The organism is Staphylococcus capitis subsp. capitis, assembly GCF_040739495.1.
GTDB lineage: Bacteria > Bacillota > Bacilli > Staphylococcales > Staphylococcaceae > Staphylococcus > Staphylococcus capitis.
In genome coordinates, this window is record NZ_CP145263.1 from 161372 (window position 1) to 185936 (window position 24565).

A 24565-nucleotide genomic window follows, 5' to 3' on the forward strand; every position below is an offset into this window, starting at 1 on the left:
ACTTGAGAACATTCAGTCGAATGAGTGTCTTTAAAACATTGGCAGCTACACCAGCTGCTTCTACAACAACTACTGCGTCAAGCGTATCTTCAAATTCAGTAGTAGTAACTAAAGATAACTTTAACGATCATATGAATGTTTCAGGTTCAGCGGTATATGATCCTAAAACAGGTATTGTCACTTTAACGCCAGATGAAAAGAGTAAAAAAGGTGCCATTAGTTTAAATACACGTTTAGATTCAAATCGTAGTTTTCGTTTTGATGGTAAGGTCAATCTTGGTAATAGATATGAAGGATTTCATAATTCTACGGATGATTTTGATGGAGGAGACGGTATAGGTTTCGCCTTTTCTCCTGGTGACCGAGGTGAGATAGGTAAAGAAGGTGCAGCTGTAGGAATAGGTGGATTAAAAAATGCATTTGGGTTTAAATTAGATACCTTCCATAATACTTCACCACCTAAAGGGGATGCCAAAGCTAATAAAGATCCAAGTAGTATGATTGGGAAAGGTGCCTTCGGTGCGTTTGTCTCAACAGATACAAATGGTGTGGCGACAACTGATGTAAATAGTGCATCTCCTTTAAAAGTGCAACCAACGGATAATTCTCTCCAAGACTTTGTGATTGATTATAATGGAGATACAAAAGTTATGACTGTTACCTATGCAGGTCAAACATGGACTAAAAATATGTCCGACTGGATTAAAAGGAGTGGTTCTACAACGTTTTCATTATCAATGACTGTGTCTACAGGTGGAGCTAAAAACCTTCAACAAGTTCAATTTGGTACATTTGAATATACACAATCTGCTACGGCACAAGTAAGGTATGTGGATGCTAATACAGGTAAAGATATCATCCCTCCTAAAACATACGCTGGCGAAGTTGATGGCAGTGCGACTATTGATAAACAAATAGATGCAATGAAAAGTAAGGGATATAACTATATTGGTGTAGATAGTACTGGTGCACCTAATTATATAGATAGTACTGGAACAGTTAAATTAACTAATGCTGGTCAAAATATTATTTACAAATTTAATGATGCACAAAAACCGACGATTAGTGTCAGTAATCCAACTATAGAAGTAGGGAAACCTACGTCACCAATTAGCGTTACAGTTACAGATAATAGTTCAGATCCGGTTAAAACAACTGTAACAGGATTGCCAGATGGATTATCATTTGATAGTACTACTAATACCATTACAGGTACACCTACTCATATAGGTACAACGACTGTACAAGTGCATTCTGAAGATTCAACTGGTAATGCTTCAGATAGCAGCTTTGTCATTACAGTTAAAGATTCTACTGGACCAACGATTACACAGATTAGTAATCAATCATCAGAAGTTTATAATCCAATCAATCCAATTACTATTAGTGCAACAGATAATAGCGGTGCTAAGGTAGATAACGAGGTATCAGGATTGCCAGATGGTCTTACATTTGATTCGAATACGAATACGATTAGTGGCACGCCAAGTAAAATGGGTAGTTTTACCATAACTATTACTTCAAAGGATGAGACTGGGAATACATCAACGTCTACATTTAAGTATGATGTTACTAGAAATAGTACTAGTGATTCCATATCTACTTCTTCAAGTAAGAGCCTTTCAACATCAAAAAGCAATAGTATAGCTAATTCAGAAAGTGCGTCAACAAGTAAGGCGAATTCAGAAAGTACGTCAACAAGCACAAGTATTGCAGATTCGCAAAGTAAATCAGCAGCTGAAAGTACGTCAAAATCAATAAGTGAGAGTAATTCGAAAAAAGCATCAGAGAGTACAAGTAAGTCAGCAAGCACTAGCATATCAGATAGTGACTCAGCTAGCACAAGCACGTCATTAAGTGACTCAACTGCTAGTGTAAGTGCATCAGAGTCAACGAGCACAAGTGCATCAGGATCAGTGAGTGAATCAGAAAGTACATCTGACTCAACAAGTGAATCAGAAAGCACGTCAATAAGTGGTTCAGAATCAGAAAGTACATCTGAATCCACAAGTGAGAGTGATTCAACAAGCGCAAGCACGTCTGAATCACTAAGTACGTCAACATCAGAAAGTGAATCTGCTAAAGAGAGCACTTCAACGTCAATGAGCACGAGCGATTCGAGCAGTGAGAGTACATCAACATCTAACAGTACATCAGAGTCAACAAGCACAAGTGCATCAGATTCAGAAAGTGAAAGCACGTCAATAAGTGATTCAGAATCAGAAAGTACATCAGGATCAACAAGCGTGAGTGAATCAGAAAGCGCGTCAGAGTCAACAAGTGCATCAGAAAGTGCATCTGACTCAACAAGTGAATCAGAAAGCACGTCAATAAGTGGTTCAGAATCAGAAAGTACATCTGAATCCACAAGCGAGAGTGATTCAACAAGCGCAAGTACGTCTGAATCACTAAGTACATCAACAAGCACAAGTGAATCGGATAGTGAGAGTATGTCAACATCAACAAGCGCGAGTGATTCAGATAGTACAAGTGAATCAATAAGTGACTCAATTGCTAGCGTAAGTGCATCAGAGTCAACAAATGCAAGTACATCAGTTTCTACGAGCACAAGCGAATCAAGTAGTACAAGTGAATCAATAAGTGACTCAAGCAGTGAGAGTACATCATTATCTGACAGTATTTCAGAATCATTAAGTACTTGTGAAAGTGAATCCACTAAAGAGAGCACGTCAACGTCAATAAGCACAAGCGACTCAACAAGTACTTCTGACTCAGAAAGTACATCAACATCTACGAGTGAGAGTGACTCATCAAGTCTAAGCACCTCAGACAGTACAAGTACATCAATGAGCAATTCAAATAGTGCGAGTGAGTCACTAAGTGGCTCAACAAGTACCTCAGGTAGTACTTCAAGTAGCGCAAGTACATCGGATTCATTAAGTACATCAACATCAGGTAGTTTAAGTAGTTCACAAAGCGACTCATCAAGTGCAAGCGCATCAACAAGCACTTCAGACTCAGAGAGCACATCAACATCAACAAGCGACAGTGTATCAACAAGTCTAAGTACCTCAGACAGTACAAGTACTTCAATGAGTGCTTCAAACAGTGAAAGCGAGTCAATATCATCTAAGAGTCAATTCTCATCCTCTATGGTTGAATCGACTAGCTCTATGGTTGAACCGACTAGCACATCGTTGCCAGAATTTGATTTACCATCATACTTGGCTTCAGAATCAATCAGTGCTTCAACATCAATGAGTAGTTCAGAATCACTAAGTACATCAACATCAGATTCCTTAAGTGATTCGACATCGACGAGCGTATCGCTTTCAAACAGTGATTCAACATCAAATTCTCAATCAGTCAGTGATTCTAACTCTAGTAGCACATCAAGTTCAGAAAGTGTCTCTACGTCAGGTAGCACATCAAGTTCAGATAGCATGTCAACATCAATTAGCACATCAACAAGTATGAGTAATTCTGAATCAGAAAGTGCATCAGACAGTAATTCGACATCAACAAGTGAATCAATAAGCGCATCAACATCAACGAGCGGGAACACTTCAAATAGTGTAAGTACTTCAGATAGTACAAGCACATCCGACTCAGATAGTACTTCAATGAGCACAAGTACGTCTGACTCAATAAGCACATCAACATCAACAAGCAACTCGGATTCTTCAAACCATCAAGGTTCGCTTGTGGATCCTAGTGGATTCAAACCTAGTCACCAAAATCCAGGTGAACAACATCTTAGTGGTAGTATGGATTCTTCAGAATTCATTAATTCTAATCAGTCGAATAAAGAATCTAATTTCACTTCTGAAAATGAACACAATCATAATCAAGTGACTCAACATGGTGAAAAACATTCAGATCAACAAAATGACAAATCATTACCTAATACTGGTGAAGATGAAACAAATAGAGGCGGATTAGTTTCATTAGTATTAATAATGTTAGCTGGTTTAGGATTAATTAGAAGATCTAAAAAGGATAAAAATAAAGATAGAAAAAATAATGAAGATTAATCATAGCGATTAGTTACTTAATATTAAAAAGGCTAGGGTAATATAAATAAAATGATTACTATCACAAGTAAAACTAATTTATTTATCTCCTTAGCCTTTTTGATATCATTTGAAAATGAAATAAACCATTTGATTAGGGTGAAAATATGTTGAAAGAATTTGAATATAAAATTCTATATAAAAGAATATTATTTACATGTTTCATTTTAATTATTTACATACTTGGCAGTAATATTTCTATTGTCGGTAATGAAGCAATTAAACAACATAAGGATTCATTCTTTAAGCTAGCAATTTCCAATGTCGGTGGAGACTTAAATACATTGAATATTTTTTCACTAGGACTTGGACCATGGTTAAGCTCAATGATTATCATTACCCTAATGAATTATAAAAATGAAGATAAAGTGAAAACATAAACGCGCGTAGAACGTCATTTTAAAGAAAGATTATTAACACTTCTTTTAAGTACGATTCAGGGATTCTATATCATACATTCATTTATTAATAAAAAGGCGATAACTGATACAAATATTTTTATATTGTTACTTGTCTTAATTACAGGAACGTTATTTTTATATTGTTACTTGTCTTAATTACAGGAACGTTATTTTTAGTATGGTTAGCTGACCAAAATACCACATACGGCATTGCTGGACCTATGCCAATTGTATTAATGAGCCTTGTTAAATCAATGTTCAATAGTCATTTTGCTAAATTAAATTTAAATCCAATACTATTGGTAATTATCATCTGTTCATTGGCTTTGATACTCTTCATCTTACTCTTTATAGAACGGTCAGAGTATCGCTTAGAATACAATGATATTATGAATATTTCTTCAAAGGATACACCAACTTATTTGTCGTGGAAGTTAAATCCGGCGGGAAGTATAACGATAATGATGAGTTTATCTATCTTTATACTTGAGAATAATATAGTTAATCTCATAGGTAGACTTGCCGTAGATAAGGATTTTGAGACGACTATTTTCAGTTTTTCAAACCCTATAGGTATTACAATCTATTTATTGATGCAAATCGTATTAGGGTATGTCTTATCACGATTTTTAATTAACACGCGACGTAAATCGAAAGAATTTCTTAAAAACGGAAATTATTTTGAGGGGATATATCCAGGTAAGCATACGACACGATTTTTATCACAAAAAGCACGCCGTGTTTGTTGGTCTGGTTCAATCATTGTAGCTATTGTGTTAGCTATTCCATTATATTGTTCATTACTTGTGCCACATTTATTTGAGGAAATTTACTTTTCGATTCAATTGATTGTCTTTGTTTATATAGGTATCAATATCGCAGAAACACTGCGTGCGTATTTATATTTAGATGGTTACAAGCAAATATTAGATAAATATTGGTAAGGAGGAAATTATGAAGCGTTTTATTCCTGCATGGTATAGTCATGATAAATGGTGGGAAAGTACATCAGTACCTTTCTATCAAAAGCGTCAATACACAGACTTTGATGATATGATCAGTTTAATGACAATGCATAGTAAAAATAATGTGAATTATCAGTTGATGATACTTAGTTTCAGTCCTTATCTCAGAACTTTCCTCCATAGATATGATTTGTTTGAAACCAACTATTGGTCTGTGTTTGATGATATTCAAGGTGTTAGTCATCAAACGCCACAGGCAATTGATTATCGAGATTTAGCGTGGCCTGAAAATACAGAATTTATATTTACTCCTTATAAAATTCAGGCGGTCACAGGGGAACATACTTTTTCAAAGATACACTTTAGTCAAGAAGGATATTTAATGTGGATAGAAGACTTTCAACACAATATAATCCAACGACGCTATGTCATTGATGATAGAGGTTTTATTTCAGCGGTTAGAACATATACTGAAACGGGTCAAAGTAAAATGAAACATTACTTCTCAATCAAAGGAGAAGAAATATTTAAAGAAGATTTGAGAAATAAAACAGTGACAATTAAGGAGCAATTCCAATCAAATTTTAAACAAACAACTTATGCAACTATGGCAGATTTAATTGAAGAAAAGTTCAAAGAGTATGCCGAAAGAGAGATGAAAAAAGATGACTTAATCATCGTTGCATCAGATGAAAGACACAATTCAGTGATGGCTCATACGATAGATGAGTCTTCTTTATGTTTTTCAGTATTTACTGAGCGAAATAAGAAAGTAACGCCCGAACTATTTGATTCGATCTCTCAAGCACGCTATTGTCTAGTCGATACGCAAGACAATCAGAGAGAGATTCAACGTTATGCTAAGGAGTCTCAAACACATCTACATTTATTAAGAGTAACTCCCTTTGATGCGCAAACGATATCTAATAAAAGTAGTCAACTCTATGATACGTATGTAGGGTTATGGATAGATCAATTACCTAAACATGAATTGCGAGTGATTTTAACTTCATTATTTCAATATATTCAGCAAAAAGATCATTTCAAGTTAAAATTACTTACCAAATACAAGAATGATCCAAACGACTGGTTAATGGAAGAAATTGCTCGACTCAATGATACGTACCACCAAGAAAAACAAGAACATTCTGAAGAAATAGAGGATATATTGGCATCACAAATAAAAAAAGAGTCGGTCATAGGATTGGAGTATGTACCTTTTTCAGAAGACTTTGTTAGAGCTGTCTCAAATTTAAGGTTAGTTGTCGATTTATCAAATGAACCAGACCTCTTTCTACAAATCTGTTGTATAGGCGCAGGCGTGCCACAAGTTAATTATAGAGGGACTGATTATGTTAAATATGAACAGAATGGTTTAATCATAAAAGATATTTCTCAAATCGTCTCAGCTTTAGATTACTTTTTAGTACATTTAAAAAAGTGGAATTATTCGTATGCATATTCCATGAGATTAGTAGATGAATTTAGTTCTATAAATATCATTCATCAAATTAATCAATTGTTTGAAGGTGATGATAAGTATGCCACGTACATTTAAAGTACTCCAAATTGGAGGAAATGATTTAGAAAACCTTTTTGAAAATAAAAGAGAAGTCGAATGGGATTATATAGATACGGCTGTATTTGATTTTGAAAGTGGTTATCTCGAAGCAGTAGAAGCTCTTATAGAACAAAACGGGGCATTTGATTTTGTGTTTACACAAGCGCTGTACTCTGAGTCACTTATCAATTTATTCAAAATCGTTAGCACGCCCTATAACACGGTGATAGACGAGGCATATTGGGATGTGCATTTTCAAGAAGAAAAGATCGTTCAGCAGAATTTTATCAAACCTCTCAAGTATGATAATGAGGAAGATTTGCATCAGAAATTACAGGCGATAACATTTCCTGGGCAATATGGTGATAAGGTAACACCTATACATTGTCGTGTAAATACAGCGTTTATTGGTAAATACCAATTTAACGGTAATGAATCGTTAGAGATTTCGGGAAACTTTGGCGACCAACTTACACCTCTTGTCACATGGAGTCGAAACATTATTGCTGATGAAAATAAAGTCAATCAAATATGGCCAGAATTTAAAATTGAAGGTGAAGTTAAGAAACAGTATACGCTACGTATGATACCGGTCTACTCTACTGAGCAACCAGTTGAAACATTCATCTTTGAACAGAATGAATTAGACCAACCGATAGAGTTGCCTGCGAGACCGTATAAAGCTAATGTGAGTGTTTCTCTCAAAGCGCAAGGAGAAGGTAAGTTATATGTAGGTTCAATTCACAAGCGTTGGTCTAGGTTGGAATTAGGTCAATTTATTCTAGGAGGACAATGGTTTAGCGATAAAAACCGTAATGAGTTCTTTCATTACTTCAATCCAGGTGATTTTAAACCACCATTGAATGTGTATTTTAGTGGCTATAGAACTGCTGAAGGCTTCGAAGGTTTCTTTATGATGAACCGTTTGAATGCACCTTTCATTTTAATTAGTGATCCTCGAATTGAGGGTGGGGCCTTTTATTTAGGATCTGAAGATTATGAGAATGGCATTAAAGATGTCATCCTGGGTGCGTTAGATTATTTAGGTTTTACCCATGACCAATTGATACTTTCAGGATTATCAATGGGATCTTTTGGTGCTTTATATTATGCGACACGACTTCAGCCGGCAGCAGTGATAGTAGGTAAACCATTGATTAATGTCGGAACGATTGCTAATAATATGAAGCTAGTCCGTCCTAACGACTTTGGTACATCTTTAGATGTTTTAAGATCTAATGAAGGCGGTATTTCTGAAAATGAAATCAACCAACTTGATCAAAAATTTTGGAATCAAATACACAACAGTCAACTCACCCAGACAACATTTGCGATTGCATATATGGAGCACGATGATTATGATATCAATGCCTTTCATGAATTATTACCAGTACTTACAAAACAATATGCGCGTGTAATGAGTAGAAGTGTACCAGGGAGACATAATGATGATTCTTCGACAATTACTAACTGGTTTATCAATTTTTATCATTTAATCATGGCACAACAATTTGGGAGAGAGTCACATGCAAGAAGCTAAACAATTTGAAGTGAAATGGCGATTAGTCAATCTAACTACATTTATGTATGGCACTAAGTTACATTTTAATAAAGATGATATTTATTTTGAAAATCCACTAATGCCTTCAGGTACAGTGATTCACAATTGGTATATGCTGACGAACTTTACAGAAGATCGTGTGAGTCCTAAACTTCCGATATTAAAAAAAGGACATCGTTACTTATTTAAATTTAATTTTCAAGTCGAGCCTGAAGGAGCAGCCTATTTCAAAATTAAGTTTTATCGTAAAAACAAAGAACAATTTGAATACAAAATTATTAAAAATAAGGAAGAAGAAATCGTTTATTCGTTAGAAGCGCATTCTTATCAGTTGGAGTTAGTTAATGCTGGGATGGATCATCTTCACTTTCAAAATATAACGATTGTGGAGCTAGGAAATGGGACATACCGTAACTCAAGTACTGCAAAAGGCATTAACACTAAAGAGAAGTTTGAAATTATGAATCGTGTGATAAAAAATGCAAGAACGTATGACTTGGATGCACTTTCCGATGCTGGAGGTGAAAGCCGTGAATAGCGGTATTAACCCAATCATAAACAACATGAGATTGCGTCGAGTAAGTAAATCTTTAAATCAAATTAATGCATTAAGCAATGAATATGCGAACTATACAGATGAACAATTAAAAGCGAAAACGTTACAATTTAAAGAACGGTTACAATCTAGTAAAACTACCTTGGACAAGTTATTGCCTGAAGCGTATGCCACTGTACGTGAAGCGTCGAAACGTGTGCTTGGAATGTACCCAAAGGATGTTCAAGTACTTGGAGCAATTGTCATGCACCAAGGTAATATTGCTGAGATGCAAACGGGTGAAGGTAAAACTTTAACGGCTACGATGCCACTGTATTTAAACGGGCTCACAGGAAAAGGTGCCTACCTTATTACTACTAATGAATATCTTGCGAAACGTGATTATCAAGAGATGAAACCATTATATGAATGGCTTGGCCTTAGCGCATCTCTTGGCTTCGTCGATATACCAAACTATGAATATGAAGAAAATGAGAAGTATCATCTATATCATCATGATATCGTTTATACGACGAACGGACGTCTTGGCTTCGATTATTTAATTGATAATTTGGCTGACGATATACAAGCTAAATTTCTACCAGACTTAAATTTTGCAATTATTGATGAGGTCGACTCAATTATTCTAGATGCAGCTCAAACACCACTCGTTATTTCAGGTGCACCACGTGTACAATCTAATTTATTTCATATTGTTAAATCATTTGTAGAAACACTTGAAGAGGATGTTCATTTTCAAGTGAAATTTAATAAAAAGGGAGTTTGGTTAACTGAAGAAGGGATAGAAGCGGCGAATCATTACTTTAAAGTAAATAATATGTACGAGAATCAACATTTTGATTTAGTCAGAATTATCAACTTATCGCTTCGTGCAAAGTATTTATTTAAGTATAATTTGGATTATTTTATCTTTGATGGTGAAATCGTGTTAATTGATAGGATAACAGGGCGCATGTTACAGGGCACTAAACTACAGTCAGGTTTACATCAAGCGATTGAAGCGATTGAGGATGTTGAGATTTCTAGAGATATGAGTGTGATGGCGACGATTACATTCCAAAACTTGTTTAAGCAATTTAATCAATTTTCCGGAATGACAGGGACCGGTAAACTAGGGGAAAAAGAATTCTTCGATTTATATTCAAAAATAGTGGTAGAAATCCCAACTAATAGTCCAATTAAACGTGACGATCGTCCAGATAGAGTCTTTGCGAATGGAAATATTAAGAATGAAGCGATTTTAAAAAGTGTCGTTGATATTCATCGCACCCAGCAACCAGTACTTCTTATTACTAGAACAGCTGAAGCTGCAGAATATTTCTCACAGCAATTATTCAAAAAAGACATACCTAACAACTTGCTTATCGCACAAAATGTTGCGAAAGAAGCACAAATGATAGCAGAAGCTGGGCAGTTATCAGCGGTAACAGTGGCGACAAGTATGGCTGGACGAGATACTGATATTAAATTAGCTAAAGATGTCTTCGAAATTGGTGGATTAGCAGTCATAATTAATGAGCACATGGAAAATAGCCGTGTAGACCGTCAATTGAGAGGGCGTTCAGGACGTCAAGGAGACCCAGGATATTCTCAAATTTTCGTATCATTAGATGATTATTTGGTAAAACGTTGGAGTAATTCTAATTTAGTGGGAAATGAAAAACTACTAACGTTGGAATCTTCAAAATTAGAAAATAGTACACTATTCCAAAGACGAGTGAAGTCAATCGTTAATAAAGCGCAACGTGTTTCTGAAGAAACTGCCATGGTTAATAGAGAAATGGCTAATGAATTTGAAAAAAGTATTAGTATTCAGCGAGAAAAAATTTATGACTTAAGAGATCAAATTCTTGAGAGAGAACACTTTGAGGACTTTAACTTTGAACAAATAGCGCGAGACGTCTTTGCGAATGATATTAAATACAAAAAGTTAATCAACGAAGAAGCACTGATTAATTACATTTATAAAAATTTAAGTTTTGTTTTTAATGAAACTGTTACAAATATAGACATTAAAAATCGTGAAGAGGTTATACAGTTTTTAATAAAACAGTTTAAGCAACAACTTAATCATAATCTGAAAGAAGTATCTGACCCATACTTAAAACGCCGTTTTTTACAAAAGTCCTTTCTAAAAGCAATTGATAGTGAGTGGATAGAACAAGTGGATAACTTGCAACAACTTAAAACAAGTGTCAATAATCGACAAAATGGTCAACGAAACATCATTTATGAATATCATAAAGTTGCTTTAGAGACGTATGAATTAATGGCGAAGGACATCAAAAGAAAAATCATTCGAAATTTATGCTTAAGTATTCTAACATTCGATAAATCTGATGATATGGTCATCCATTTTCCATAAATAAAGAGGTGTAAAGGCATGACGATTTATAATATAAATTTTGGTATTGGGTGGGCAAGTAGTGGGGTTGAATATGCGCAAGCCTATCGAGCTCAGCTGCTTCGTCAACTCAACTATCCAATCAAGTTTGTGTTTTTAGATTTTATTCAATCTGAAAATATTCAAACTCTAACGAGTAATATTGGGTTCAAAGATGATGAAATTATCTGGTTATATCAATACTTCACAGACATTAATATCGCTCCCACTACATATACATTTAATGATTTAATATCAGAGCTTGGTAACGAGGTCTCAAGTTATGAGCGAAATGGGAAAGTATTGAGACTGTATTTAGACAATAATGAGACTTTCGTTACATGCTATTTAAAAAATCCTGAAGAAAACTATGTCGATCGTGCAGAATTTGTAGTGAATGGCATGTTAATTCGTAAAGATTTTTATAGTTATGTGCGTACATTTTCTGAGTATTATGCGCCGTATGATAAGAGAGCTAAACTATATATGCGTCAATTCTATAATGAGGACGGATCAATTGCTTATAAAGAATACATAGATGATGAGGCACATGTATATGTATTTGATGATGCACGTTTATATAGTAAAGAAGAATTTATCGCGTATTTTATTCGCAAACTTCACTTAGAAAGTGACGACATTGTCATTATTGATCGCGCTACAGATGTAGGCCAGGCTATTTTACAAAATAGGGGCGAAAGCAAAGTGGGTGTGGTTGTCCATGCCGAGCATTATAGTATGAACTCAACTGATGATACACATATTTTATGGAATAATTATTATGAATATCAATTTGAGAATGCAAAATACATCGATTTCTTTATTACAGCAACAGATTTACAGAATAAGATATTAAACGAACAATTCAAAAATTATACGCATGATTCTCCTAGAATCAGAACGATACCAGTGGGTAGTCTACATCAATTAATCTATCCGCAAGAACCTAGAATGCCTTTCTCTATAATCACTGCTTCGCGCTTAGCAAGTGAAAAACATGTGGATTGGATAGCCCTAGCAGTAATTAAAGCGAGAAAAGCGCTACCCGAATTAACATTTGATATTTACGGCCATGGTCCTGAACAAGAAAGAATCGAGAATATAATCCAAGAACATCATGCTCAAGACTATATTCGGTTAAAAGGACACGTGAACCTTCAAGATGTCTATCGTCATTATCAACTATTTGTTGCCGCTTCACAAAGTGAAGGCTTCGGTTTGACACTAATGGAAGCAGTAGGTTCAGGTCTAGGCATGATAGGATTTGATGTCAATTATGGTAGTCCAACATTTATTAAAGATGCTCATAATGGTTACCTTATTCCTATTAACTTAGATAGAGAATCCATCAACGACGTCACAGATCACATGGCGACTAAGATCATCCAATATTTTGAAAAGGGCCCCTCACACCCGCACGATGTATCATACGAAATTGCTGAGGAGTTTAAGACAACTCATATAGTTGAAAAATGGGAACAATTAATTAAAGAGGTGCTACATGATTAATTTATTCGAGAATTATGATAGTAATACCCGTGAGTTACATGAATCACTTAAAATAGCTGGCTATCATCCTTTTACAATTGTATTAAATGATGATGGTTTCTTACCGGATGAAGTGACTTCACCTTATCAATACTTTGCAAATTATCAAATCTATGATGATGACAAACCTGCATTTTTTAATGATGTAACTACACCGCCCTTTTGGGAAATAAAAGGAAACGGTACGATGGCTCAAGTCATAGACATGGGCGAGTTGCGAGGTAAAATATTCTATAAAGAAAATTATAAAACGAGAGTCGTAAGTTATGTAGAATGGTTAGATAAACACCAACGACTTCGTTCGGTCGAGTACTACACAAAAGAAGGATTCAAATACGCTGAAAAGGTCTATGATTTGTCCGGTACACCCATATTAAAAAAATATGTGGATAGAAATGGTAAAGAAGTTATATACGAAAACTATGTGACTCAAAATATAGTTTTGGATTACAGAGGGAAGTCTTATTTCTTTGAAACGACGAAAGAATTTATAGCATTTTATTTAAATGAACTAAATATTGATTATAAACAAGTCGTTATTAATTCCCTTTCAACACCGTTTATTACGCTTTATCATCAACCTATTGCGCAACAAGTCGTGTTATTTTGGCAAGAACAGTCTCATGGGCATGTCCCGGGGAATATGAAATTAATGTTTGAGCCAAATAATTTCAGCCAGTTTTCAGTAATTATTCCTGAAAGAGAAGAGTATCAAATGGTTACTAATCAACTGAATTCAACTGAAAATCAATTCGTATATCCTTCTGGGTATTTATATAGTAAAAAGAAAGAAAATCAATTATCAAAAAATATTTTAATTCTAACTAATTCCGATCAAATTCCGCATTTAGAGGCATTAATACAACGACATGATGATTTTAACTTTCACATTGGTGCAGTGACAGAAATGTCTACTGTACTTACAAGCCTAGAACACTATCCGAATGCGAAACTTTATCCGACAATTAAAAGAGATATGGTAGAGGAACTTTATCAACGATGTGATATTTATCTAGATATTAACGAAGGTGGGGAAATATTGAATGCTGTTAGAACAGCATTTGATTATAATTTACTCATACTTGGGTATAAAGAGACTGCACACCATTTAACTATGACTTCACCATCACACTTATTTTCAGCTGAAAATGTTGCAGAATTGAGCCGAGTACTTACTGAGGTAGGTTCTAATAAAGATATATTTAAAGATAAACTTGATCAACAGTCGTCTCACGCGAATGAAGTCTCGGTTTCAACATTTAAGACGGCACTCAATCAAGCATTGAATTAAAAATGCTAAGTATTACGTTGTTAAACTTACAGAGTTGTAATTTTAAGCATTATATCTTAAATTGTGTGCAATGATATGTTTAGATATAACTGAGGTGAAAAAAATGAACAATTTTGATGAAAGATATGATGAAAGACATAATGAAAAAGCTAATAATGTATTAGGCGCTTTAAGTTATCTTAGTGTGTTTTTTGCACCTGTGTTATTCCCACTCGTTGTATGGATTATAGCGAAACCACCAGGTTCTACTCATTCTAGAAATGCTTTATTTAATCATATTTTCACTTGGCTATTTGTAGCTATTGGATTGTTAAGCTTTATGATTATTCCAGCGTTATTTGATAGTGCGCATTCTGGAATAGGAATAACAATTGCATTTATCGTTGCAGCAATTTTCTTTATATGGGCAATTGTCCTATTCTTTACAAATATAATCAGAGGTATTAAATTACTCATTATTTAATTTATTTAAGAAGAGTTGGAGCGTTTAGTTCCAACTCTTTTTTTATGTAATTTAAAAGAGCTTGTCGATGATCAATCGAAAAGCCCATTTTTTAAATAAAATAGTTATTATTTTCTAGCAGAAATCTTTTTATGAATCAAAATAACTAAGCCCAAAACGAGCGCTATAATTCCTGCCATAACAGGAGAATGAGATATAGATTTACCTGTTTCAGGAAGTGTGGATTTTGATGTCGTTTGATAAATAGGATGTTTATGTTCTACTGCGTTGGATTTAAAAAAATATGGCTCTGAACTGGCATCTTTTGAATCATCTTTTAATGAATGTAGTTGTAATTGATTCATTGTTTGATTCTCATTAGGAGTTGCGGCAGATACTGGTTGATTGCATACCACAAGAAAAGCGAGAGTAATTAAGACAATACTAATAGTGCAAGTGACAAATTTTTGAGTCAAAATAATCTCTCCTTAAAAATTTAAAATCTATACATCAGAGAAATATAATAAAAGTCTCCCAAGAAGCATTGTTTAAAGTACAACAAATTTACAAATCATTCACGTTCTCTATGTATAATAAATAAGATATCACAAGCTATTTATGAACTCCTGTGTATGAGATATCAAATCTATGACAAAATTGTTACTTTGATATTTATAGTAATATTTAAGATTTTTGAAATTATACAAAATATACAAAAATGTAGATTGGAAGAAAACAATATTGATTTTACAAGATAATATAATAAAATAAAAAGGTGGGCATGCTTTAATGTGTTGCAACGCATATGTTAATAAGTATCGCATAAAGAATTTAGTCTTATATATAATCCTTATTAACTATTTTTAATTTAATTAATAAAGGAGGGAAAATTATGAATGAAATGCAAAAAGTTAGACCTACAAATCGAGTTGCTGAAATGGTGTTAGGGATCATGGGTAGTATATTTGGTATATTAGGTGGTTTGTTCGCTATTATGCTCCAAGGTGTTAGTTCTCAACTTGACACTGATGGTGGCAATGTAGGTGGATTAGGCGTAGCAGTAATTATTACTTGCATTATAACTCTTATTTTAAGTTGTATTATTAACAAAAAAAGAGTTTTAATTGGTGTGCTTTTAATCATTGGTGGAATCCTAAACTTTATTTTTATTAGTTTTTTTGGAATTCTTTCAGGAATCTTGATTTTAGTAGCAGGCATACTAGCGTTGGTAAGAAAATAAATCGGTTAATAAAAATTGACTTTAATTTCTTAATAACATAACAAGTGCATTATTTTACAAGGATTCGCGATATATATTTGTGAGTAATTGAAATAATGATAATTAAATTTTACTAAATAATAACCTCTATATTGTTAACAACGATATGGAGGTTTATTTTATTTATATATTAATATAGCAATAGCAAGTCACTTTGGAGTATGCAGTCAATCAAATAGCAACACATTCTTTATATCATTTGTTATTTAATCTTAGTTAAATGCTACAATGTATACGAGGTGATAGAGTTGGACATCGTATATCTTGTAGGCGGATGTTTATGGGGTACAGAAGCCTTTTTTAAAACGATACCTGGCGTGATTAATACTGAGGCAGGAAGGGTTAATGGAACTACAAATAACTTAGATGGCCCGTACGACGGGTATGCAGAATGTGTAAAAGTTGAATTTAACTCAAATCAAGTAACCATTAAAGAGTTAATGAGTTATCTCTTTGAAGTGATAGATCCATATAGCTTGAATAAACAAGGACAAGATGTAGGTGAAAAATATCGTACCGGTATATATAGTGATGATTCTAATCACTTAAATGAAGCTCGCGATTTTATTGATAGTAGATCAGACGCACAACGAATTATGGTGGAAGTTAAACCATTATTAAACTATGTGAAAAGTGCTGAAGAACATCAAGATCATCTTGATAAGCATCCTGAAGATCAATATCTTTGTCATGTTCCTGAATCACTTTTAAATAAATATAAAAAGTAAATTTATTAACTAAAGTATCAAGAAGATATGTAAAATGCATTTAGAGTTATGAAGAAGTATTTAAATAATAAATAAACTCCCCGCCGATACGGAGAGTCTTAATTTTAACTCTTATCTTTTAGAAGTGAAAGTATCTAATAAGCTTAAAGTAGCTAAACCTAGTAAATCAAGGGCATGTTGAGCACCTTTTTTACCGTGGCCAGCTTCAAAGTGTTTATAAGTTGCAACACCTAATACTGAAATAGTAGCAAGTGAACCTAGACGTGAGATGTTTTTGTTTAAGAAACTTGCAGCGAATAATGCAGCTGCAGTAGCTTCAACACCACCCGCTACTTTAACTGAACTAGCTGGTAAACCGAATGTATTAGTGAAAGTATCCACCATACCTTGGTCACCTTGTAATTTTGGTTTGCTTGCATTGTATAATTCTTTAGCAAGTTTTAAATTTGTAGCATAACGTAAAATCATAAAATATTTCCTCCTATTTATCTTCAAAATATTTATCTACTATAGGTTTAACCCTTTCCCCAAAAAGACGAATTGAATTCATCACATACTCATGTGGCATAGAACCTACAGGCGTATGAATCATAAAGCGATTAATACCTAGAGTTTCAATTGTATCAATAATCTTTTGTGCAACTGTTTCAGGGCTACCTAAGTAGATAGCACCATGACTGCCTATTTCTCTTTCGAATGCATTCTCATCGAAAGCTGGCCAACCTCTTTCTTTACCTATAATATCTTGATGTGCTTTAAGTGAAGGGAAGAATTCTCGTTTAGCTTGCTCATCTGTTTCAGCCACATAACCCCATGAGTGTACACCAATAGGTAATTTTGAAGGATCATGGCCGTAAGATAACGCAATTGATTTGTATATTTCAATATTACGTGCAAATCGTCTAGGATTTCCCCCAATGATAGCATACGTAATAGGTAAGCCAAACGCACCAGCTCTGAGTGATGATTCAGGCGTACCACCTGTAGCAATCCATATAGGTAATTCGCCATTTTCTACTCGTGGGTAAATGCCAGTGTCTTCTAAACTTGGTCTTAATTTACCTTCCCAACTTATGATTTCATGTTTGTTGATTTTAAGCAACATTTGAAGTTTTTCATTAAATAGATCTTCATAGTCATTTAAATTATAACCGAATAAAGGAAAAGATTCGATAAATGAACCTCGACCAATCATGATTTCAGCTCGGCCATTAGATACAGCATCTAAAGTCGAAAATCTCTCATAAACTCTGACCGGATCATCTGAAGATAAGACCGGAACAGCGGATGATAACTTAATGTGCTGTGTTCTTGTATCTGCAGCGCCTAAAACTGTTACTGGATCAGAAACTGCATAGTCTTTTCTGTGATGTTCGCCTAAACCATAGATATCTAAACCAAGTTGATCGGCGAGTTCAATCTCTTCGACAATATTTCGAATTCGTTGTGCATGACTAATAGATTCATGCTTGCCATCAGACATAACAATGTCGCTATTCTCAGCAAAAGATGTTAATCCCAATTCTATTTTCATCACTCACACCTACTAGTATATTTTTTATACTAGGTATATATTAAGCTTCCATTTTTACTATGTCAATATAAAAGTTTCCTTATTATAAAAAATAATATTGAGCATCGTATGCATCATTATAGACTTCAGCTAATTTATCTTTAATATAGGTAATATTCGGCAATTAAATCTCCCCTTTAGAATTTAAAATCAAACTGGCATAATAGTAACGTCGACTAAAAATTTGAAAGGAGTATGAAGATGAATGGAAGACAGTAGAAACTATAATCTCATCACGACAATTATGTTTATTTCAGGAATTATCGTGATGGGTAGTTTATACACAGCATTGCCTTTAACCGCAGCTTTTGCAGAAGACTTTCATGTTCCTCAATCAGTAGCAACATTGAATGGAGTGGTTTTCTCACTCACTTATTCAATAAGTTGTCTTTTCTACGGCACCATCTCTGAAAAGTTCGGCAGAATAAAAACGATACTGGTGGGTATTAGCGCGCTAGTCATCATTTGCTTAATCATAGGATTCGTACATTCATTTATGCTTTTACTTATCATGCGCGCATTGCAAGGTGTCTTCGCTGCAGCATTCTCTCCAGTAGCAATTACGTACACAACTGAAACATATCCTCCCGTCAAACGAATTACAGCAATCAGCTTTATTAGTACAAGTTTTATGTTATCAGGCGTGCTCGGTCAAAATATGAGTGAAATAGTAGTCAGTTATCTCAATTGGCATTGGGTTTATTTTATCTTAACGATATTATATTTAGCACTGACACTTATTATTTATAAAAATGTGCCAGAAAGCCCTTATAAAAAACCAGATTTAAAACTACTTAAATTTTTCAATAACTTTAAGGACTTTGGTCAAAATCTTAAAGTATTGTATAGCTTATTTATTTCTCTTACGCTACTCATTATGTTTATTAGTATGTATAGTATTTTAAATTCATATATCACCTCTAATAAAGTTGGTGGGGATATGTCAGTTGCATCAGTCGTAAAATTATTTGGTGTGATAGGAATGTTTTTATCATTATTAGTAGGACGTTTGAGTGGTCGATTAGGTACGAAACGTGTCCTAACTTTAGCGCTCTCTACATGCGTGGTATCACTTATACTCATGGGAACTTTCACGAACATTGTACTCATCACTATTTTTAGTGTGACATTTGTAGCTGGCATTGCATTTGCTATACCTACAGTGATTTCTAAAGTAGGTGTTGTGGTGAACAGTAATCAAGGTTTCTTTTTATCAGTTAATACAGTGATTTTATTCTTAGGAACGGCTATTGCACCAATTTTAATGATTTATGTTAAGCAAATTCCTAATTTCTTCTTAGAGTTTTTAACTATTGCAATGATAGGTGTTCTAGCAGTTATCGTTTCTATATTTATGCCGAATGACCATCATGTGAATTAATTTTTTAGGAAAATGACTCAACATTTCATAGTTATAGAGTATAAGAAAATGATTTGTTTATAGTATGAAGCTATAGATAAATCATTTTTTAATATTAGACGTTAAGCGACAATGTCATGTAGTCTGAATATAACAACATTAAAACAATTGGGGTGGAGTCAATTGAATTATTCTCCAAAGCAAGGCACGAGAAGTCACGGGTTACCGCATGACCCATTTAAAAGTAGTACCGTACCAAGACCTATCGGTTGGATTTCGCCAGTATCTAAAGATGGTGAAGATAATTTAGCACCTTATAGTCAATATCAAAATTTAACATGGGATCCACCGATGGTTATGTTCGCAGCTAATCAATCTGTATTAGGTAATCATGAACGAAAAGATACAGTAAAGAATTCTGAAGAAACAGGTTGGTTTGTATGGAATATGGCAACATATGACTTACGTGAAGCGGTTAATCTTTCTTCTAAGGCTTTACCACCTGAAGAAGATGAATTTGAATTCGCCGGCGTTACAAAAGAAGAATGTATTGAAGCGCCTGGATATAGAATTAAAGAATCACCAATACACTTTGAATGTGAATATGTTCAAACAGTACGTATACCGACAGGCGATCCCGTCTCAACTGTGGATATTGTTATAGGACGTGTGGCACAAGTCCATATCGATGACAAAGTCATTTTCGATAATGGTAAATTAGACATTCAATCCATTCGACCTATCGCACGTTTAGGATATTATGACTATACAGTAGTGGACGAAATCTTTGAAATGAAAGCACCATCTGCTACTAAAGAAGAATTAGCTGGATTAGAAGGCCGAAATTTTGATAATAAATCGGAAGAGTAAATTTAAAATATTAGGATGCATGACGCTCTCAGGAGTGGCATGCATTTTTCTTGTAATGAATACAAATGCACTTTACACTTGATGAAACTTAAATTTATCAGACGCACAATCTTTTAGGAATTAAATGAAATTTACATTTAAAGAGAGGCGAAAAAGATGAAAACAGATATGCAAGCAATGGTCATCCATCATTATGGTAAAGGACCTGTATCACTTGAAAGAATGCCATTACCAAGTATGAGTCCTTACGAAGTTCGTGTAAAAATTAAAGCAGCAAGCATTAATCCCATCGATTTTAAAATTCGTGATGGTGGGCTTAAAATGTTATTAACATATCAATTTCCACTCATTTTAGGCAATGACTTTGCTGGTGAAGTATATGAAGTAGGAGACAAAGTCACTCAATTTAAGGTAGGGGACAAAGTTTATGGTCGTCCAAGAAAATCTAAAATTGGTACATTTGCTGAATATATTTCGGTTAATGCAGAAGAAATCGCGCCAATGCCTAAAGGATTATCGTATGAAGAAGCGGCGAGTATACCTTTAGTGGGCTTAACAGCTTATCAGGCAATCAATGAGGTTATTCAAGCGCAACCAGGGGACAAAGTACTTATTCAAGCTGGATCTGGCGGTGTTGGAAGTTTTGCAATCCAATACGCGAAAGCTAAAGGACTCTATGTTGCAACAACGGGAAGCGATAGTGGTAAAGAACTCATTGAGTCACTCAATCCAGATGAATTTATTAATTATAAAGAACAAGACTTCTCAGAGGTACTCAAAGACTTCGACGGTGTATTTGATACGCTTGGAGGAGATAACCTCGAGAAATCGTTCCAAATTCTTAAGCCACAAGGCATCATAGCGTCCATTTCAGGACTGCCAACTGAACGTAACGCACGAAAATTAGATAAAAGTATCTTTAAACGTGGCATACTCAAAGCAGCTTCATATAAATATCAACGTTTAGCTAAAAAATACGATGTTCAATATGAATTCCTGTTTATGCATCCAAGTGGTCAACAATTAAGAGAAATCACAGAACTCATTGAAGTTGGAAAAATTAAACCTATTATTGATAAAGTATATGACTTTAAAGAAACACAAAAAGCTTTAGAATACTCTGAGAGCGGCAGAGCTAAAGGTAAAATTATTGTGAAGATGGAAGATGAATAGAAGAGGTGAAACTAATGAAGAAAATAATGATTGTTAATACAAGTACAGAGTACTTCGGTAATACGGAAACGCCCACGGGTCTTTGGCTAAGTGAACTTGTTCATTTCTATGATGCTTTCAAAGACACGAATGTAGATATTGATTTATTCAACATCACAGGAGGTAATACACCTATTGACCCAGTGAGCCTTAGTCCATTTATGTTAGACAATACTACAAAGGCATATTATAACAATGAGCATTTCATGGATATGTTGAAATATTCTCAACCTATCAGCGAAGCTCAACCTGATAAATATGATGCTGTATATTTCACTGGGGGTCACGGTGTCATGTATGATTTCCCGGAAAATAAATTTATACAAAGTGCAGTGAACACGATATATGAGCAAGGTGGTATTGTGTCAGCAGTTTGTCATGGTGTTGCTGCGTTGCTAAACGTTAAAGATGCAGGAGGCACATTTCTCATACAAAATAAAAATGTGACTGGTTTTTCAAATGTTGAAGAAGTACTAGCTAAACGAGATACGATGATTCCATTTCATTTACAAAATGAAATCAAACACCGTGGTGCCAGCTATCATTTCGGACGTGTGCCTTTTACATCAACTCTTGAAGTCGATGATCGAATCATTACAGGACAAAACCCTCAGTCTCCATCACAAGTTGCTGAAGCCGTTAAAAAACAACTCTTATTCTAAATTAAATCAAAAGCACGTATCTCTATCTTACTTATGTGAGCAGGTAAGTAGGAGATACGTGCTTTTTTAAAACTTATTCATTTATGAATTTTTACAACCGTTTAGAGAACTTTCTAGTGTTGCATTTAGTGTTTCAAAGATTTCATCAACAGAATAATTGTAATCATTTTCAACCCAGCGTCTTAAAACTTCTATGACGCCACTACTATAGAAGTCAGCTAAATTTTTAGGGTGCTTACTTTCTCGAATTTTAAGTGCTAATGGATCATTGTGATTATTCTTTGAACCATACAACATCATTTCGCGACTTGCATGTGTCAGACTTCTAAATACATCGACTTGCCTTGAAGATACGAGCAAGTGTTTGAATACAGTTTTATGTTGTTCTATATAATAAATAAACGCTTTAAATGACTCAGCGGTATCAATAGACTGCTCTGTATTTGGATCACCCATGATTTCGCCCGTCATATATGGAGGTAATGAATAGAGTAGGTCATATTTATCTTGAAAATAACGATAAAAGGTACTGCGATTAATTTCAGCTACTTCACATATCTTTTGTACAGTAATCTCATCAAAGTGATAATCATATAACAGTTCGAAAACAGTTTTATTGATATGTCGAATCATACGTTTTTGCGTTGATGTAGGCATACACATTTCTCCTCTATATTTCTTCTCAAAGGATACTTCATGACTTAGAATATACGTTAATTTATCATAAGTAGCGTGTTTTTACCAAATATAACTCCTGATGATTATCATTTTAAGATAAGTGAACAAAGAAAAGCCCCTTCACTGTCATTCAATGTGAAGGGGTTAATGATACTATCGATTTTTAGTTAGTGATCAATACCTTTTAGCCATTTATCGACTTTAGTATCATGATCATCTACATAATCTTTAGCAACATCTTCAGGGTTTTTATTATCTTTGAAGATTTTTTTCGCTAATTTTTCTTCATCATCTTTGCTCCAATTATCGGAAATACGTGTTGCAATCGTATATGCAGCAGGATGATCATCTTTAAAATTTTTATTAAACACTAGGTTAATATGTTCATCATCTTTACCGTAAATCTTCTCAGGATCTTTCAACATTTTAATATCAAGTTCCTTAGAGAACCAGCTTGGTTCCATAGCAGTAAAGACGATAGGTTTTTGTTGTTTATAAGCTTTTTGAATCGTTTTAAATTGATCTTGGTCAGATGACTCTTTAAGACTATATTTGTCTAATTGACCATCATCTAATTCACTTTTAGTTTGTTTCATAACACCATTTCTAGCATCTGTACCTTGTATTGTCCAATCGACAGATTTACCAAAGCTGTTACTACTAGTAGTAGATTTCTTGCTATTTAAGTCTGAAATTGAATCAATAACCTGTTCATACTTAGGGACAGCTAAGCCAACTTTAACATTATCAACTAAATTCTTCTTATCACAAACAGTTAAATTACTTTTGAATTTATTGTAAAAGCTTTTATCAGTTGAAGGGAAGATGCCTGATGCGTGGAATGAGTCAGAGTCTTGAGATACTGACGCATATAATGGACCACTCGCTTGTATTGGCGTAGTAGTAACATTGTAACCAGCTTTTTTAAGGACTTCCGCAATAACTAATGAACGTGGTGTAGAATTATCGCTTGCAATATAAGGGATATTAACATCTTTCTTACCTAGCGACGTATTTCCATCACTCGATGATCTACTGTCGCCATTACCACACGCACTTAGCACAATTGCTAAGGCGAGTGTGGCAAGTAGTCCTAAAACTTTGAAACTACTTTTCTTGAACATTCGGCGTTTCCTCCTTTGTGATTTTACTCTCTCTCATCTTCATTATCATGTCTGCGAGGTGCACGACGCGCATAGTCATCATATAAATATTTGTTATTTTCACGTGCATATAACATTAATGCGTTAAATAACATATCTTGATCGTTAGTTTCGCGAGACAATTGTTTAAATAAATCAGTTGTACGAGACTCACTATCAGAACGTTGCGCATGACCTCTATAATGACGTTCATCGTATCGGCCATCCTCGTATCGAGATTGAGGGTCATATCTTTCCACACGATGAGGGTTGCGTTCATATCTGTCTCTTTCGCCTTCACTACGGTAATGATTACCTT

The 24565-nt window shown here is 34.4% G+C and carries 20 protein-coding genes and 1 pseudogene; 15 read left to right on the plus strand and 6 right to left on the minus strand.

The features are described 5' to 3' along the window. Nucleotides 1-2: 2 nt before the first annotated feature. The 9 genes and pseudogenes from V6C74_RS00840 to V6C74_RS00880 all read left to right on the plus strand — a co-directional run bounded on the left by V6C74_RS00840 (nucleotide 3) and on the right by V6C74_RS00880 (nucleotide 14763). Nucleotides 3-3995: an LPXTG cell wall anchor domain-containing protein gene (locus V6C74_RS00840; RefSeq protein ID WP_219727473.1), complete on the plus strand. Its 3993-nt coding sequence runs from the start codon at nucleotides 3-5 to the stop codon at nucleotides 3993-3995. A 146-nt stretch (nucleotides 3996-4141) separates the two neighbouring features. Continuing rightward, nucleotides 4142-5379, plus strand: a pseudogene (gene secY2, locus V6C74_RS00845) (accessory Sec system protein translocase subunit SecY2). Nucleotides 5380-5389: 10 nt separating this feature from the next. Continuing rightward, nucleotides 5390-6958, plus strand: a complete 1569-nt coding sequence (gene asp1, locus V6C74_RS00850) for an accessory Sec system protein Asp1 (RefSeq protein WP_103175472.1) — start codon at nucleotides 5390-5392, stop codon at nucleotides 6956-6958. Further along, complete coding sequence (gene asp2 / locus V6C74_RS00855; protein ID WP_002454205.1) at nucleotides 6942-8501, plus strand: accessory Sec system protein Asp2; 1560 nt, start codon at nucleotides 6942-6944, stop codon at nucleotides 8499-8501. The genes asp1 and asp2 overlap by 17 nt, the downstream gene beginning before the upstream one ends. Continuing rightward, nucleotides 8488-9060 (plus strand): accessory Sec system protein Asp3, encoded by a 573-nt coding sequence (gene asp3, locus V6C74_RS00860; protein ID WP_016898509.1) that lies wholly within the window; start codon nucleotides 8488-8490, stop codon nucleotides 9058-9060. The genes asp2 and asp3 overlap by 14 nt, the downstream gene beginning before the upstream one ends. Further along, the gene (gene secA2, locus V6C74_RS00865; RefSeq protein ID WP_367141516.1) at nucleotides 9053-11443 is read left to right on the plus strand and encodes an accessory Sec system translocase SecA2; all 2391 of its coding nucleotides are present in this window, start codon (nucleotides 9053-9055) and stop codon (nucleotides 11441-11443) included. The genes asp3 and secA2 overlap by 8 nt, the downstream gene beginning before the upstream one ends. 18 nt (nucleotides 11444-11461) lie before the next feature. Further along, nucleotides 11462-12970 (plus strand): accessory Sec system glycosyltransferase GtfA, encoded by a 1509-nt coding sequence (gene gtfA / locus V6C74_RS00870; RefSeq protein WP_002454202.1) that lies wholly within the window; start codon nucleotides 11462-11464, stop codon nucleotides 12968-12970. After that, the gene (gene gtfB / locus V6C74_RS00875) at nucleotides 12963-14300 is read left to right on the plus strand and encodes an accessory Sec system glycosylation chaperone GtfB (protein ID WP_016898510.1); all 1338 of its coding nucleotides are present in this window, start codon (nucleotides 12963-12965) and stop codon (nucleotides 14298-14300) included. The genes gtfA and gtfB overlap by 8 nt, the downstream gene beginning before the upstream one ends. 103 nt (nucleotides 14301-14403) lie before the next feature. After that, entirely contained in the window at nucleotides 14404-14763 is a 360-nt protein-coding gene (locus V6C74_RS00880) for a membrane protein (RefSeq protein ID WP_016898511.1), read from the plus strand. Between the two features lie 107 nt (nucleotides 14764-14870). On the opposite strand, the gene V6C74_RS00885 is transcribed toward V6C74_RS00880, so the two are convergent. Continuing rightward, nucleotides 14871-15107, minus strand: coding sequence for an LPXTG cell wall anchor domain-containing protein (locus tag V6C74_RS00885; RefSeq protein ID WP_227489900.1), 237 nt, complete (start codon nucleotides 15105-15107; stop codon nucleotides 14871-14873). 527 nt (nucleotides 15108-15634) lie between these two features. Here V6C74_RS00885 and V6C74_RS00890 point away from each other — a divergent pair. Together V6C74_RS00890 and V6C74_RS00895 are read left to right on the plus strand one after the other, a co-directional pair. Next, on the plus strand, nucleotides 15635-15982 hold the full coding sequence (locus V6C74_RS00890) for a DUF4064 domain-containing protein (protein ID WP_016898512.1): 348 nt from the start codon (nucleotides 15635-15637) through the stop codon (nucleotides 15980-15982). A gap of 287 nt (nucleotides 15983-16269) precedes the next feature. Then, a complete protein-coding gene (locus V6C74_RS00895) occupies nucleotides 16270-16749 on the plus strand; it encodes a peptide-methionine (S)-S-oxide reductase (RefSeq protein ID WP_016898513.1) in 480 nt (159 codons plus the stop codon). Nucleotides 16750-16860: 111 nt separating this feature from the next. Here the strand turns inward: V6C74_RS00895 and V6C74_RS00900 are convergent, their stop codons facing one another. After that, a complete protein-coding gene (locus V6C74_RS00900) occupies nucleotides 16861-17217 on the minus strand; it encodes a hypothetical protein (protein WP_002436380.1) in 357 nt (118 codons plus the stop codon). Nucleotides 17218-17230: 13 nt separating this feature from the next. Further along, nucleotides 17231-18283, minus strand: a complete 1053-nt coding sequence (locus V6C74_RS00905) for an LLM class flavin-dependent oxidoreductase (RefSeq protein WP_016898514.1) — start codon at nucleotides 18281-18283, stop codon at nucleotides 17231-17233. Between the two features lie 244 nt (nucleotides 18284-18527). On the opposite strand from V6C74_RS00905, the gene V6C74_RS00910 reads away from it, so the two are divergent. The 4 genes from V6C74_RS00910 (at nucleotide 18528) to V6C74_RS00925 (ending at nucleotide 22426) form a co-directional block, all read left to right on the plus strand. Beyond that, nucleotides 18528-19703 carry an MFS transporter gene (locus tag V6C74_RS00910; RefSeq protein WP_002454195.1) on the plus strand — a complete coding sequence of 392 codons (1176 nt, stop codon included), beginning with the start codon at nucleotides 18528-18530 and terminating at the stop codon, nucleotides 19701-19703. Between the two features lie 162 nt (nucleotides 19704-19865). Further along, the gene (locus V6C74_RS00915) at nucleotides 19866-20552 is read left to right on the plus strand and encodes a flavin reductase family protein (protein ID WP_002454194.1); all 687 of its coding nucleotides are present in this window, start codon (nucleotides 19866-19868) and stop codon (nucleotides 20550-20552) included. A 156-nt stretch (nucleotides 20553-20708) separates the two neighbouring features. After that, entirely contained in the window at nucleotides 20709-21725 is a 1017-nt protein-coding gene (locus V6C74_RS00920) for an NADP-dependent oxidoreductase (protein ID WP_016898516.1), read from the plus strand. A gap of 14 nt (nucleotides 21726-21739) precedes the next feature. Further along, entirely contained in the window at nucleotides 21740-22426 is a 687-nt protein-coding gene (locus V6C74_RS00925; protein ID WP_016898517.1) for a type 1 glutamine amidotransferase domain-containing protein, read from the plus strand. 81 nt (nucleotides 22427-22507) lie between these two features. On the opposite strand, the gene V6C74_RS00930 is transcribed toward V6C74_RS00925, so the two are convergent. From V6C74_RS00930 to V6C74_RS00940, 3 genes are all read right to left on the minus strand, one after another. After that, entirely contained in the window at nucleotides 22508-23083 is a 576-nt protein-coding gene (locus V6C74_RS00930) for a TetR/AcrR family transcriptional regulator (RefSeq protein ID WP_016898518.1), read from the minus strand. 188 nt (nucleotides 23084-23271) lie between these two features. Then, nucleotides 23272-24228: a glycine betaine ABC transporter substrate-binding protein gene (locus V6C74_RS00935; protein WP_016898519.1), complete on the minus strand. Its 957-nt coding sequence runs from the start codon at nucleotides 24226-24228 to the stop codon at nucleotides 23272-23274. Nucleotides 24229-24251: 23 nt separating this feature from the next. Further along, a complete protein-coding gene (locus V6C74_RS00940) occupies nucleotides 24252-24506 on the minus strand; it encodes a hypothetical protein (protein ID WP_016898520.1) in 255 nt (84 codons plus the stop codon). Between the last annotated feature and the right edge of the window lie 59 nt (nucleotides 24507-24565).